Below are 14610 nucleotides of genomic sequence, written 5' to 3' on the forward strand. Positions count from 1 at the left end.
TCCAGCAACATGGCAACTACTCCTATCAAACGTATATCCGGCGGTTAGGTGAGTCTCGCGGCGGTCTCGTTGGAAGCGAACAGCAAGCCGGATTGCGAAATTTTCAGAACTAATCGATGGTGGACCGGTCTTCCACTTAGAGATAGTGGTGCTAAAGCCACTAACAAAGGAGTCTGGGAGACTCCCCTCTCGTATTAATATTATTATATAATGTTTCTATGACGAGGGGGTAATAGCGGTTTCAAATACCGGTAGTTCGGCCTTCAAATGAGAGGTTATCGACATTCTCTTGGAGCAATTCGCGTGTACGTTTGTATAAACGTGTTCGGTCCTCACTGGCTATCTGTGCGCCGGTAAGATGCATTGTCCCAACTATCTGAGGTGAGGATTCAGCAGATGAAACTACCAGACGTTCTCGACCGCGTTTTTCGAGGACTTTGCTTTCGAGATCAAGCCGGTCAATTACTTTATCAAATGTTCTAATTCCAACAGTTAGAATCACATTTGGATCAACTCTATATATTAGTTCTTCTATATGATTCCAGCAGAATTTTTCTATTGCTAACCGCCGATCACTCGGTAGTGCGTCCCATTTGTCAATATCTGGTGATCGGAAGAAAATCACATTCGAAGCGACGCTATTATTCAACACTTCTTCATGTTCGCTAAAGAGTTTCTGCATCTCCTCGGCTAAGTCCCAATCGGAGTTTACGTAATGGTGTGTGTCCGGCGTGGAGAAATCACCATCATGTTCGGAACTTTTTCCATCTCCACCTGGCTGGAACCCCAGAATCAGGAGATCGGTCTCGGCATGTACCGGACTGTAGAAGGTTTTCACCCCATATGGCCAGTCATCATGCTCTTGGTCCCAATACTCCCACACATCTCGCTGAACTTCCGCCGCCCATTCCTCATGAGACATATTATTAAATTCTATTGAAATTACTAAAGCATTGTCATACAGTATTACTCGTCGTTAAAGTAGGATAAATTCTATCTGTACTGACTGTGGGCCCCACAGTATATTTAAATTCGTTATTTTCATCTAATGAAAAGGGTCGATAGCTAGTTCCCCTGCTTCACTACAGCGCTTCATCCACCTCCTGTAACGCGTTGATTGCTTGCTGGAGATGCTCTCGTAGCTCATTGCTGCCACTGGCATCATTTGCTATCGGTCAGCCGTCGCGGCCGAACACCGGCAATGGAAATCGTATGCATATGCTCGCTTGATCTTGTTGAACATCGTGTGCCACGAGATCCCGAGGACGTCCGTCACAGCACTCCGGTCACAGACACGTTCAAGTGCTTGCCTGACTTGCTCGTCTTCCATGCGTTGCAACAACAGTTGCTGGTCATCCGGGATGTGGCCGCGCACCGAGTTCTCAATCTGTTCGGTCAACCCCCACTCGCCGGTCTCGACGTCTTTATCGACGATTTGCTGGTCACGCGACTCGGCGCGGTTGTCGAGTCCCATCAGCACCCATAATCGCTCGCGGACTGCCGACACGGACAACTCCAACGTCAGTCCGGACGCGATGTCCCCGGTTCGCAGCGGCCCGTTCGCCGCGAGGAACCGCAGAATTTCGATGTCCTGCGGTAACAAGACACTTTGATCTTCGTCCGTGATCTCGACCGGCGAGTCAGCCGGCGTGGATTGTTGATGCAGCCAACTGTGACACGCGCGGCACAGCAGGGTGAGGTTCTCCATGTCGTGCTCGTTCCCAATCAACTGGTGTATCGCTTCAATCCGGATACCGATCGTAGCTACGATTCTGGACAGGGTAACGAGGCGTACTGGTGAGTGTGAACCGCGGGTTGCTACAGCGATTCTGCGAGGTCTTCTAACGCGTCGATCGCTGTTTGTACCTCGCGGTGCACGTCCCTGGGTGGTGTTTCCCTCGACGTGTCTGCCTCACCAGCTTGGTCGGGTCCCGTCGCAGCAGCCGGTCGTGTCTCGCTGGTTCCCCACGTCTCCATGGGTTCTAAGTCGTCGTCAGCATCATCGCGTTGGTGTTGCGTGTCCGCCGCGTCACTCTGCTGAGCCGCGGTTGTCTCCGGTTGCTGCCCGTCACTCTCCTCTTCCGACGGCCGCCCACCGCGATTGAACACGTCCAAGGGGAAATCGTACGCACATGCTCGTTTGTGCTTGTTGAACGTCGTTCGCCGTGAGATCCCGAGGACGTCAGTGATCGCGGTTCGATCGGAGTTCCGCTCAAGCGCTTGCCTGACTTGCTCGTCCTCCATACGCTGCAGCAACAACTGCGGATCGTCCGGGATGTGGCCGCGCGCCGACGTCTCGACCTGCTCTGTCAACCCCCATTCGCCTGTCTCGACGTCCTTATCAACGATTTGCCGGTCACGCGACTCGACCAAGTTATCGAGCCCCATCAACACCCAGAGCCGCTCACGCACCGACGACACCGACAAGTCCGCCGTCAACTTAGCTGCGATGTCACCCGTCCGCGCTGGCCCAGCGTCTGCGAGGACTCGCAAGATCTCGATATCCTGCGGTAACAGCACGCTTTGATCCGCGTCCGTGATCTCAACTGGCGAGTCATCAGGCGTGGACTGTTGATGCAGCCAACTGTGACACGGCCGGCACAGCACCGTCAAATTCTCCTTATCGTGCTCGTCCATCCCGTCCGGATCCCGCTCAATGTGATGCACGTGCAGCGTCGCTAACCCGCCTTTCTCAGGCCCGCGCCGCCCGCACGCCTGGCAGCGATGTGAATAGTCATCCAACACGTCCTCACGGGTCTCAGGATCCACCGTCTCGTGACACTCGTGCGGATCCGTCACCTCCGACTCATCACCATCACTCTCAACAGTACTCGTACTCGATTCCTCATCGTCAGGTCGTGGCTCAGGTTCAGCCATCTTTGTTCTCGAACAACCGCAGTCACTCACACTCGATACGACCGCGTCGCGCTGCAATCGACTGGAACTGGAATATCGCTTCAATCCGCACCGCATCCAGTTACGACCCGTCTGATACTGCCTCTCCACACCACACCCCGCAGTCACGAGTCGCAACCGGGGACAGGCCTGTTACTCATGTGTGGTTGCAGTCAATGATTTGAGTTTGAAGTCGGATTTCGAGCAGTACTCTTCGGCAAGCCGGCCTAACTGCCGGGTGCGCAGCACGTCCACGACGTTATGCACGACGAGGTCATCGAACCGCCCGTCCTCGAACGCTGTCACCGCTTCACTACTCTCCACGAACGGATCCAACTCATTGTACTCCCCGTCGCACAGCGTCTCGTAGACACCTGCCAAGTCACGCCGCTCATCATCCCCAACGGTCGTGTTGAACCGGTTCGTCACGACCGGCAGTAGATCTGCATAGGGAACATCCCGGAACGGCCACTCCACACCAACTCGTGCGAGTCGCGTCCGAAGGAACGGTAAGTCGAACCCTGACTTCCACAGTTCAGCGTTGAACCCGACCAGCAGCACGTCATCATCAACCAGTCGGTCCGCCGTGAACGACGCGACCGCCTCAAACAACGCTCGTTCAGACTCGTGGGTCGAAACACGCACGCGCGACTCGACGCGATCCCGCACCGCGTCCTCGACGTCCGGCGCAGCCCGCCCGTCAGTCTGCACGAACACGCGCACCCCAAGCGGCACCGCGAACCCAATTACCGTTACCTCGTCATCCACGGCGAACCCCGTCGTCTCAATATCAAACGCTACCTGCTCCAACGTCACGCCGCATCACCTCCGTCGTGTGCGACAACGCGTTCCGGAACGCGATCAGCGCCCGGCGGCCACACGCGAAGCTCATTGAACCCGAACTTGGAGTGTGTCCCAACTCGGTATACACCGTTGACCGCCGTTCGAACCGGGTTCGGCCCCGTGTACGGCACGAGCTGCCCGTGATCAACCGTCCGCACCGCGTACGTCTCGTTCCCGTTAACGAACCGCGTCTCCCGGCACCGTAACTCGGACTCGTCATCGACACCCCACCACCACGGGATCGACTGCGAATCTCCGCACGGATGCTCAGTCTCTAACACGTACGGCGTCACCAATTCGATCCAGCACGTCTCGTCACTGCCCTGCGCTGCTTCCAACCGCGAGAAATCCAGCGCCTCCACATCCACGAGCTGTGTCTCCACGACCGACAGTTCCCCAAATCCGTAGTTCCTCGCCCCGCCGACTCGCACGCCGTCGAGCACGTCCTCAGACAACGGGAGAACGTCGTCGCTAGGCTGGGCGTGCAAGTAGCAATGCAGGTACCACGACATGGACCGCCGATGATCTCGCATCTCCTCCGGGCGACCGAACCAACACGTCGAATCGAACGCCACGCGATCACCGTGGGTCTGTAGGTCATGCGTGTTATGCGCGTCCCGCGGGCGCGAGTCCAACAACCAACGCTGCGCCGGGTCACGGAACACGAACAAATCCTCGTACGACTCCACGTCCGGCAGCGACTGGCCAAGCTTCCCCGCGTACCCATCCTGCGAGGCAGCAGCCGGGTACTCCCCATATTCACCTGGTAGGAATACGCCATGACTCACGCTCAACGCTCGAGCGACCTGTTCATCCACGCGGCGCGCGATCGCGTTGAACAACGCGTTTCCGGTTACGAAGTACGGGTGCCCGAGGTACTGCCCGTCCAACTCGAACAGGACTTGCTGCAGTCGCGTCACGCACACCACCTCCCAGACCGACACCACGCAGCACTCACCGGTCCGCGCCGGCACCATCCGGTCAAACCACCGCACACTCCGTTTCCAATGCACCCCGCTCGAGCGGACTTCTTCCAAAAGCCCGGCAGGAGAGCAGGACTCCAGTCACGCACACCATCACGCCTCGACACGTCATCAAGAGACTCACTCACGGCGACCACCTCCCGATCCAGCACCGCCACGATCACGCTGAGGGTCCAACGTCAGGTCGAACTCCGCGGTGAAGTCCTCGATGTACTGCAGCGCCGCCGACCACGACCGCACCCGGCGAAGCTGCGCATCCAGCACACGCCATCGACGCGACGCGTCCACATCGAACGGGTGTTCCGGAAGCCGCGCCCACGTATCAGCGAACGACCGTGCCGGCACGTCACCCAGTCGCGCCGCCGGCCGGCCATCTGGGTCACCCGTCACATGGAACGCGAATTCTGGCGTTGCCAATACGGTCCGGTGGGGCACGATCTCCGGCGCAACGCCACGCGGCGTCACCGCGACGCACAACTCATCGAACTCGAACCCTGCTCGGTAGTTATCCAAGAGTGCTGCCGTAAGCAGCGTGTGGACCTTCAACGACGTGTACGGGTAGTACGGCGACTCGCTGAACAACGCCGGCACCGACGACTCCAACCACGCCGCGTGGAGTTCTTCCGCATCATCGCACCCGACCAGCTCACGTAACGCAGCATCAACATCACCTACTGTCCCGGTCGTCGACGCTACCTGTCCAGTCAGCAGCGACAACCGGAACCACGACTGGTGTGCGTCCACCGATTGCTCAGGCTCCCCACGAGGCCGACTCAACAACGCCGCGTCCGCATCCGCACCGTGCGGGACCTGCTCGTTCACCCGCACACCACGAAGCTCGTCCTCCGCATGCTCATGCGACCGCGACCGCGCCTTATGCACATCATGCCGGTACACCGCCACCAGCGGCTCCACGGAATCACTCGACACAGACACGTCACTCATCGGACCACCGTCACTCGCACCAGCCTCCTCATCACCAGAAGCCGCGTCCTGTTCCGCTGCCGCCCGCAACTCTGACGCCGGCGGCTGCAACTCATCCAACGCACCCGCAGCAGGTTCTGCGTCGCCACCCGACATGTCCTCATCTGCAGCCTCTTCCGCCTCCGCTTCAGTCGCCGCCCGCAACTCCGTCGCCGGCGGCTGCAACTCGTCAAGCCCATCACGCGCATCCTCGGGCTCGTCATCACCACGATCCGTCACGCCGACTCACCTCCGACGATCGACTCCGACTCATCCGGTATCGGCACGTCCGCATCACGCGCCGCCACACGCGCCTGTAACGCCCGCACGAACGCCGGTCGGCACTCCGACGCCCACACCTCATTCTTCCCCTCCATCGCCGACGTCGCAGCCTGCGCCCGATTAAACACGCGGCGAACCTCCTGTTCAGTGTACAGCGGGTTGATCACCCACGTGTCCGCGATTCCGGCACCGAAGTTCCTCGCGCCTCCGACTTGGAACTCGAACTGATCACTATGCGCGTCGAGGAACGACACGGCCTCCAACAGCAACCCGACGAACTCCGGCTTCAGCTCGCGGAGCGTCAGCTTCCACGTTCCCTCAACGTTCCCAAGCACGTCACGGTCTGCTTGACGGAGCGGCTTCCCGCCGTCCTCATCGTTCCGCGACCGAACCTGGTTCGAGATTTGTCGGTAGTGCGCTTCCGCCTCTCCGTCTAGGACATCCACTTGTCTCCGGATCGGCGAAAACGACACCGGGCGACGCAGCAGTTTGCCCGGCTGATCACCGAACCCGCCGAACACGTCGTACACCACGCACCCATCATCGTGATCGTCAAGGCAACTGCCCTTCTCGTGGTACCCGGAATCGAGATCCCTCTGGTACACGCCTTCACGCATGTAATCCGCATTCGACTCACCCGGATGGCACGCCGTCGCACCAGCAGCCTGGAGCACCTGCTCACAGCCATGCCGCAGCCAGCCCGACAACGTGAACGGCGAAATCTGGCCCTCAATCTGATTCATCGGATCATCCGCCTCATACCGGTCTGCTGAGGCATGGTGTCTATCCGTCACGATCCCATCACCAGGGGACAGCAGATCAATTTCGAGGCCGACGTACAGATCTGGGAGCAGCATCTCGTCGAGTGATCGCGGGAGATCCAGGTCGATGTCCAGATGCGACACGTCCAGCGCAGACTCGTCACTCAATGTCATCGCCCCACCTCGCATTCCCCGCTCGACGGATTCAGGTCAATCTGGTCCTCACCAGTCACGCACTTCCGAAGTGACTTCGTCGCTGCCGCGCTCACCCCAAGCACCCTTGGAGCCAGCAGAACCGGCCACGACGACTGCGTCGCCCCATCAAAACACCACCCAACACGGCCCTCGACAAGTAACTCGCGCACGCCGAGCGTGAACTCCGACGAGTATTCGTCCCGATCGTCATCACACAGAACGTACCCGACGTGAAACATTACTTCGCCAGCCGGCTGGAACACGTACGTAACAACCGGCTCACCCTCACGAATAGAAGAGCCGCACACCAAACATGTCGCGGCCCCTTCCCCGAGCGAAATCTGTTTTATTTTTGATATGTCTTCAGTTAGCCTATCAGCAACTTCTTCATCCTCTGCAGTTAATTCTTTCATGGGTTCTTTGGTGCTGTTGCTGAGAACCCGCCTCGGCGGCCCTAACCGCCGGGATTTCTCCGAGAGACGAGTTCTCACTCAGTTCTTGAGTCCTCACCGTCTTAGTAGTTTGTATATTCGCATACGTTTGCCTATTCGCAAAGTTTGTGTATTTGCAAATGGTGGGTGTATTTGCAATGAGCGACGGAAGCAAGGACAAGATGGCGCGGACTCGAGCATTACTGACAAAGACTGATAGAAAGCAAATCTCGAATACAGAGGAGGTCGATGAAAACAAGCGGTATCAAGCGATTTCACGTGTTAGGAGCCGTATCCAAGATGAACTTCCTAAAGACGTAGAAGTACTACGGGAACACCATCCAGAACTCTATGAAGAACTACAGGATGTAGTCTGCCAGGGAGACTCTAAATGACGATGTGAGGAAACACTTCGGCCGTGCAACCTAACGACTTCCATGACTGTAGCAATCAAAGGAATATTCCAAGACATGGAAAACATCGCTCGCCATTCATATCTGGTGCTGGCTCAGGTATCGGACCCTTCCAGTCTGGCCGTATACCGCCGACAATCTGACGGCCAGCCTCTATGGTCGCATCAAAGATGCATTCAACCATGATTCTGTCTCTCCGGAAGTGATGATTGGATTGCAGCTACCGTGACTGATAACCAGTATGACTGCCTACATACGTTCACCAGCCGTCCATTGGTTAAGTCCAGTGATACCCGTCCGTATCGAATTTATCTCGCCTCCATATCTTCTTCGCCACAGTAATATTTTAAGAGGTAATTCGGGCCCCTCATAAGATATACCGAATTATAATTTATCTGTCAATAGTTCGCGTTTTGAGAACATTCCACGGGCACGGTTAAATCGTATAACATTTAGTAAATTATTTCCAGCCTTACTCGTTTTGTCAGAGTTGTGCCGCTCAGCGAACTCTTCGACACGCCAGCGGTTAAGTCGCCGTTCATCTCGTCCGGCAATCTCGCTGACGAAGAGCGACTAGTTCACTTCCCGGCCACGACGAGAGTACACGCAGGCCTCCTTAACGCGATGTTAGAGCGTGGCCAGGACCTCATCGTCGTGACGCCGTCCGACAGAGCCGAATTTCTGCATCTCCATGCCCTTGAAGCACTCTTCGGACCCGGGGTAGATGGCCGTAACGCGGTCTTCCTGCTCAGCTCCAACACGGAATTCCGCGAACGGTTCCGGCAGCTTGCTCCGGCATCAATGCGGCCGCCACACGACAAGTCTCGCTACGCGCGTGAAGAGACCCCGATAGCTAACGTGACGAAAGACGGCTCTCTAGCGACAGTAACGAAGAACCTGAACTACCCCGACAAGCCTGCGCGGTTTCTCTTCTCGTACACAAGCACGCGTATTCCTTCGGATGATGTCGGAGACCGGGTTCGATGTGTAATCTACGACGACTCTGTGAAGTACGACGAAGAACGCCTCCTCCGATTATTGAAATGGAAACAGCGAAACGATGTACCCGCGATAGTCTACTTCACGAGCAATCCGACGTCAGACCTTGTGGAGAAACTACGTGGACGAGCGTTCCTCTGGACGTGGCCACCTCGGCTGTTGTCTGCCGTAGTCGAGAGTGATCGAGATAATGGGTACGAATGGATAGGTACCGACGAGGAAGTGAGTCCGACAACCCACCGTGCGCAGGTCGTCGCTAAGCGGGAGCAGAACCGCGTTTCGGGGCTTTCTATCGACGTCCATACGTGCGGTGACGGAGATCTCCTCACAGCCCTAAAACGGGCAAACGACCGTCGAGCGAGGTTCGAGTATTTAGCGCGAGAGCTGGACGCCGACATCCTCAAGCGAGGTCAGCAGCTCGTGCGGTACACTCTGGGGAGTTTCCGCGAACTCTTGACCCCCCTTGACGTGGCCGACTTTCATGCCCGGCGGACGACGATATCAAGCCGGCTCGCGCAACTTGGTCGGTTCGCGGGCCGCATCGCGTCCGATCCCGAGGCTAATCCCGCCACCGGCACGTTCCGGGATGTAGTCTCGGCTCTCGAAGAGTTGGAGGAGCTTTGGGACGATGTTCCTGCGAGCGACAAGAAACAGGGCGTGCTAGTTGACAACCTGCTCTACGGTGCACTCGACAGAGGGGACTCGATTTCCGTCGTTACTGCGACAGAGAGTCAACAGCAAGCACTCAAGACGTTCCTCCAGTCGGAGCACGCTGCTCTCTACCGTGACCTGGGTGACGACCTCTCGATACACGACACTCACAGTATTCGCTCGGCAGACCCGACGGACCACGTCGTCCTATATGGCGCACTTAGGTGGGGCGACCGTGGTCTCCTCCGAACCGCCGTCGCAACAGACGCTATTGTCCTGGCGTATCCCATCGAAATGGGTCTCCTCCATTCACAGGTGGACGCCTTGGAGGATTCCTTTGAGTCGATTGCGGACACGAAGTTCTGGAACGTGATCGACAACCTGACCCGTATCGCTACGGACGAACCCGCGGATGTCGAACGTGTGAACATCGACCTCCCCGAGTACGAGGAGCCCAGTACGAGCGATCTCGGTGAGGACATCTCCGTAGACGATGCCGAAGGAGAAGACCTGAGTGAAATCGTGCGAGGGTACGAGACAGATTACGAGGACAGCGAAGACTTTGACCCTACTGAGTACGAGACGTCCTCCACGCACCAGACGACCACCTCTGGGGGACGGACAGAAACCGACTGTCTTGATGTCCACTTTGACGACGGACTGTCCATGCATCTCCGCAAGGGTACCGAAATCTACACCGTACGCGAAGGCCACGACAAACTGTTCAAGAAGAACGCCTCGCGCCTCAAGGAACACGATGTCGTCGTCCACCTGGAAGATACCGACGAGATGCGTGACCAACTGTACGCGTTGATTCGTGAACGCGGAGACGTCGGACTGTACTACTATGCGAACCTGTGGAAAGTCAACCTTGAAGCCGCCTTGGAGAAGACCGGTGACGACCTAGACGACTTCGTTGAGAAGATGGAGCAACAGGGTCTCGACAAGAACCGCGGCACCTACGAGCGGTGGTACGAGATGGAAGTCCACCGAACACGCTCGAAGAAGAGCTTCTGGGCTATTGCCGATGCGTACGATCTCGACGGTGTGAAAGAGAACTTCAGCCAGGTGTGGAACGCCGTACAGGAGATGGAGACAATATATAGTCGTCTGAAGAAAGCACTCAGACAGACAGCACTTCGATCTGCCGCCAACGGAACGCTAGACGACGTAATGCTGTCGGAGAGTCCGGACATCCGACTCAGCGACTTCGAGATCGGAAAGTACCTCTTCCGACTCAACATCCAATCGATAGAGGAGGGTGTTGAGGCCAAGAGTTCACAGATAGGACGATTACGTGGGTTCTGACCACTTCGTATAGTCTCTGGTCAGTCGAGACCTTGTCTAAATGAACTGTGCCATCTGGTTTCTGCTGCTGCGCACCTCTAGTCACAGGCTGTTATACGGCGACTGGACTGAGTAACCTACTCCCCAGATAGATTTGTCATCCGGGATCGGACTCCTTCCCTAAACTTATGATACTTTGCTATGACGAGAGCATATGGGCCTTGGGCCGCGTGAAATTCCACCACAATCCGACTCCCGTGGATACGTTCGACCACCGGACGACGCGTACGAGATAGACGAAGACGACAAGGAGTATCAGCAGCACCAAGCTGTCAACAACGTTCTACTAGAACGACTCGTCGAACGAATCACGGGACGAGGCGACTACGGTCAGACCGTCTACGACGTCAACCCGAAGGACCAGTTCTTTGCGGGCGCATTAGCGAGCCAGTACCAGTACCGCGAAGCCCAAGAGTCCGACGACGCGTTCGGGAACATCGCCACGCGAGTCGCGCCCTTCACTATGGGGCTCCAGTTCAAGCTCCCGGCGTCAGTTCCGGACGACGAGACGGTGACGATCAATCCGACTGCGAAGGTCTACTATCGCCGTCTACCGACCTACGAGGAGCAACAGGAGTTCGGGGGGCCCGTCGGATTCGATCCGGAGATTGCTGAAGACGATGCGCTAACACCGCCTGAGGAGGACGAAGAGTCCGAGGACGAGGAATCCGAAGAGTATGCCGGAGACGAAACGTCACTAGAGGAACTCCGACCAGTGTACGAACGAGTTCAGATTGAAGCTGGCCCTCTCACAGTTACCGCAGGCGACCTAAAGCGAGCTGCAAAGTCCGACAGCGAGCTGCCTCCACTCACTGCTGACGATGCGCTGACGGACGCGATGGAGACCTACCGGCAAGACGAGCGCCGGTACCGGGAGCCGGACCCGCCTGAAGAGGTAGACAGTCGTAACGAGGACAAGATTCCGGAAACTGCTCTGGAAGACGAGGAAACCTTCGAGACGTTCTTAGAACAACGCTTCAGTGGAGACACGCCGACGCCGGTGTGGGATTTCGAGATATCTCTTACAGCCCAATACGACGAGGACGACATCATCGTCTCCATTTCCTTCGTGAACAAACACGGTGTTGAGTATCCCGATGCGCTCAACCCTAAAGGCGAGGAGTGGCGGGCTTTCTTCTTTGACGTCAACTCCGAAGTTTCTGTCGAGGAGACCCCGATTGAGCCGTTCGTCTCCGACGAGATCAGGAACGAGTACCATTACGACCCCGAGATGGATGGTCTCGGACGCAACTGTAGCGTCGAACGAACCGATCCCACCACGATAGAGACGGTGACCGTTCCGATTCACGAGCAGCGGAAGTACCGTAGCCGAGAGACTCTCTCAGCCCCGTTCAGCGACTTCGCGTGGGGGACTATCGAGACGCACTTAGACCGCATCTCTCGGGAGATGGAAGAAGCCCGGGAACAATACGAGTCAATGCGCTCCGAAGTCCTGACCGACCGGAGCGACGAAGCACGCGAGAAGTTCGACGAGAACCTGGAGGCTTTTGAGAAAGAACGACGGCGCTTCGACCAAGGCCGGAAGCTCATCCGGGACGACGTAGGCCACAGTCGAGCGGCGTTTAAGTTTATGAACCAGACGTTCGACCAGATGGGGACGAAGTACGAGGAGTGGTACCTCTTCCAAATCATCTACATCGTCATGGCCATCCCGGACGTAGTGGCCCAAACCGAAGATATCGACGCTGAGGACCATTGTTTGGACGAGGTTGACGTGATCTACTTCCCTACCGGTGGTGGGAAGACCGAGGCATACCTCGGCCTCGTCGTCTTCACTGCGTTCCGAGATCGACTCAGGGGGAAGGCTCACGGGACGACGGCGCTCACGAAGTTTCCCCTCCGGCTGCTCTCTCTCCAACAACTCCAGCGCATCGCAGACGTCTTCGCGCAAGCGGAACTGATTCGCCGTCGTGAGTGCCCTGAAACCGACGAGTTCAGCCTCGGGTACTTCGTCGGGAGCGGGAACACTCCGAACCAACTGATGGAGACTGACGAGGACGGCAACCTCACCGACAACATCAGTCTGGTGAAAGAGGAGGACAGCCGCTACGCAGAGAAGTGGAAGATCGTGACGACGTGTCCGTTCTGTGGTGAGGACGCCGTCAAGCTGGACGGCGACTACGACCGGATGCGCCTCCTCCACATCTGTACGAACGACGACTGCGACGAAGAGGAGCTCCCAATCTACGTGACGGACCGAGAGGTATATCGATACGCTCCGACCTTCGTGGTGAGCACTATCGACAAAATCGCTGTCGTCGGGATGCAACGTCGTTTCCGTACCCTCTTCGGCCGGTTGAAGAAACGCTGTCCGAAGCACGGGTTCTCGGGAGAGAACCGATGCTTGGTGGCGAACCGGGGGTACTCACGGTACAGTTGCGACGAAGACGTTGAGGACGTTGACCCAGTGGACCCGCCGTCTATCCTGATTCAGGACGAACTTCACCTCCTCCGTGAGGAGTTCGGCGCGTTCGACTCCCACTACGAGACGTTCCTCCAGGAGTGGGCCAACCGGGTCGGTGACGGCTGGGACATCAAGAACGTCACCGCGACGGCGACGATCAAGGGTGCTGAGAACCAGGTTCACGCCCTCTACTGGAAGGACGTGAACACCTACCCCTCTCCGGGCCCACTTCTCAAACAGTCGTTCTACGCGTACGAGGACCCCCACCGACTCGGTCGTCGCATCGTCGGTTCGGTCCCGCACAACGTATCGCGGACGTACGCACTGGTCGAGGTTCTCCGTGAGTACGCTGATATTGTCCAGCACTACCAGCGGAACCCGGACGAACTCTCGGCGGCATTAGAACGAGAGCACCATCGCACGACACCGCACGGGGAAGTCGTTGACCTCGGTCTTCCCGACGAAGATTCAGAGAGGCGGAACGCCATCCTAGACATCTTGGAGTACTACGATACGCAAATCGCGTACAATATCCAGAAAGTAGACAGCGACCGTCTCCAGCGTGCTGTCCCCTCCATGATCAACCCATGGCTGGAGACGCGGGAAGAAGAACGCGACCCGCTGAACTCCGTAGTGATGAGCGGTGAAACGGGGTTCGATGTCGTTCGTGACGTGTTAGGACGTCTTGAATCGGAGGATCCCGACGACCCCGTGGACATCGTCAACGCGACCAGCATGATCTCCCACGGCGTTGACGTAGACACTCTGAACTTCATCTCGTTCTTCGGGATGCCACGACAGACGGCGGAGTACATCCAGGCGTACTCTCGTGTCGGTCGCCACGTCACGGGTACCGTCTTCGACTTGTTCAACCCGGTCCACGTCCGCGACCGCTCTCACTACACGCGGTTTGACCGGTACCACGACTTCCAGGACCTCCTCGTCGAAGCGACCCCGCTAGAGCGCTGGGCCGAGTTCGCGGTGAACTGCACGATGCCGGGTATCTTCGCTGCGACGCTCCTTCAGTACTACGACGAGCAACTGGAATCCTCTGCCGGGCGCGTGTACCTCTACGACTCGTTCCGAGAGGCACAGCGTGCGGGCGATCTCGACAAGGACGAACTCCTCGAATTCGTGAAGCGGTCCTACTGTGTCACGTCCGACCAGCGCCCTGAGTGGGCGGAGGATCGGACGGTCGATCTCTACGAGAGGAAAGTTGAGCGGGAGTTCGAAGATATCTGGGAACGATGTATGTCCGGCCACCCGAAGGACGGTTACCAAGGTTGGATCGGGAACATGATCAAGCGTAGTGAGGACGACCGAGGACCGATGCGGAGTCTTCGGGACATCGACGAGCAGCTCCCGATTGACGTCGATACGGGTACCGCACAGGTGCTGAATATGTTCGACAGGAGGAAGTAA

Annotated in this window: 10 protein-coding genes; 3 read left to right on the plus strand and 7 right to left on the minus strand. The window is 57.4% G+C overall.

Annotation, left to right across the window (positions count from 1 at the left end; translation table 11 throughout):
* Positions 1 to 241: 241 nt before the first annotated feature.
* The 7 genes from ACERIM_RS13430 to ACERIM_RS13460 form a co-directional block, all read right to left on the minus strand.
* On the minus strand, positions 242 to 922 hold the full coding sequence (locus tag ACERIM_RS13430) for a hypothetical protein (protein WP_373633094.1): 681 nt from the start codon (positions 920 to 922) through the stop codon (positions 242 to 244).
* A gap of 246 nt (positions 923 to 1168) precedes the next feature.
* Entirely contained in the window at positions 1169 to 1708 is a 540-nt protein-coding gene (locus ACERIM_RS13435) for a hypothetical protein (RefSeq protein ID WP_373633096.1), read from the minus strand.
* A gap of 110 nt (positions 1709 to 1818) precedes the next feature.
* Positions 1819 to 2877, minus strand: coding sequence for an HNH endonuclease (locus tag ACERIM_RS13440; protein ID WP_373633097.1), 1059 nt, complete (start codon positions 2875 to 2877; stop codon positions 1819 to 1821).
* Positions 2878 to 3048: 171 nt separating this feature from the next.
* Positions 3049 to 3711, minus strand: coding sequence for a hypothetical protein (locus tag ACERIM_RS13445; protein WP_373633099.1), 663 nt, complete (start codon positions 3709 to 3711; stop codon positions 3049 to 3051).
* Positions 3708 to 4658: a hypothetical protein gene (locus ACERIM_RS13450; RefSeq protein WP_373633222.1), complete on the minus strand. Its 951-nt coding sequence runs from the start codon at positions 4656 to 4658 to the stop codon at positions 3708 to 3710. Before ACERIM_RS13450 ends, ACERIM_RS13445 begins: the two co-directional genes overlap by 4 nt.
* A 183-nt stretch (positions 4659 to 4841) precedes the next feature.
* On the minus strand, positions 4842 to 5666 hold the full coding sequence (locus tag ACERIM_RS13455; RefSeq protein WP_373633223.1) for a hypothetical protein: 825 nt from the start codon (positions 5664 to 5666) through the stop codon (positions 4842 to 4844).
* Positions 5667 to 5920: 254 nt separating this feature from the next.
* The gene (locus ACERIM_RS13460) at positions 5921 to 6901 is read right to left on the minus strand and encodes a hypothetical protein (RefSeq protein WP_373633100.1); all 981 of its coding nucleotides are present in this window, start codon (positions 6899 to 6901) and stop codon (positions 5921 to 5923) included.
* A gap of 610 nt (positions 6902 to 7511) precedes the next feature.
* On the opposite strand from ACERIM_RS13460, the gene ACERIM_RS13465 reads away from it, so the two are divergent.
* From ACERIM_RS13465 to ACERIM_RS13475, 3 genes are all read left to right on the plus strand, one after another.
* Positions 7512 to 7748: a hypothetical protein gene (locus ACERIM_RS13465; RefSeq protein WP_373633101.1), complete on the plus strand. Its 237-nt coding sequence runs from the start codon at positions 7512 to 7514 to the stop codon at positions 7746 to 7748.
* Positions 7749 to 8258: 510 nt separating this feature from the next.
* The gene (locus tag ACERIM_RS13470) at positions 8259 to 10724 is read left to right on the plus strand and encodes a DrmE family protein (protein WP_373633102.1); all 2466 of its coding nucleotides are present in this window, start codon (positions 8259 to 8261) and stop codon (positions 10722 to 10724) included.
* A 193-nt stretch (positions 10725 to 10917) separates the two neighbouring features.
* Complete coding sequence (locus ACERIM_RS13475) at positions 10918 to 14610, plus strand: helicase-related protein (protein ID WP_373633103.1); 3693 nt, start codon at positions 10918 to 10920, stop codon at positions 14608 to 14610.

Origin of the sequence: Natrinema sp. H-ect1, assembly GCF_041821105.1 — an archaeon.
Classification (GTDB): domain Archaea; phylum Halobacteriota; class Halobacteria; order Halobacteriales; family Natrialbaceae; genus Natrinema; species Natrinema thermotolerans.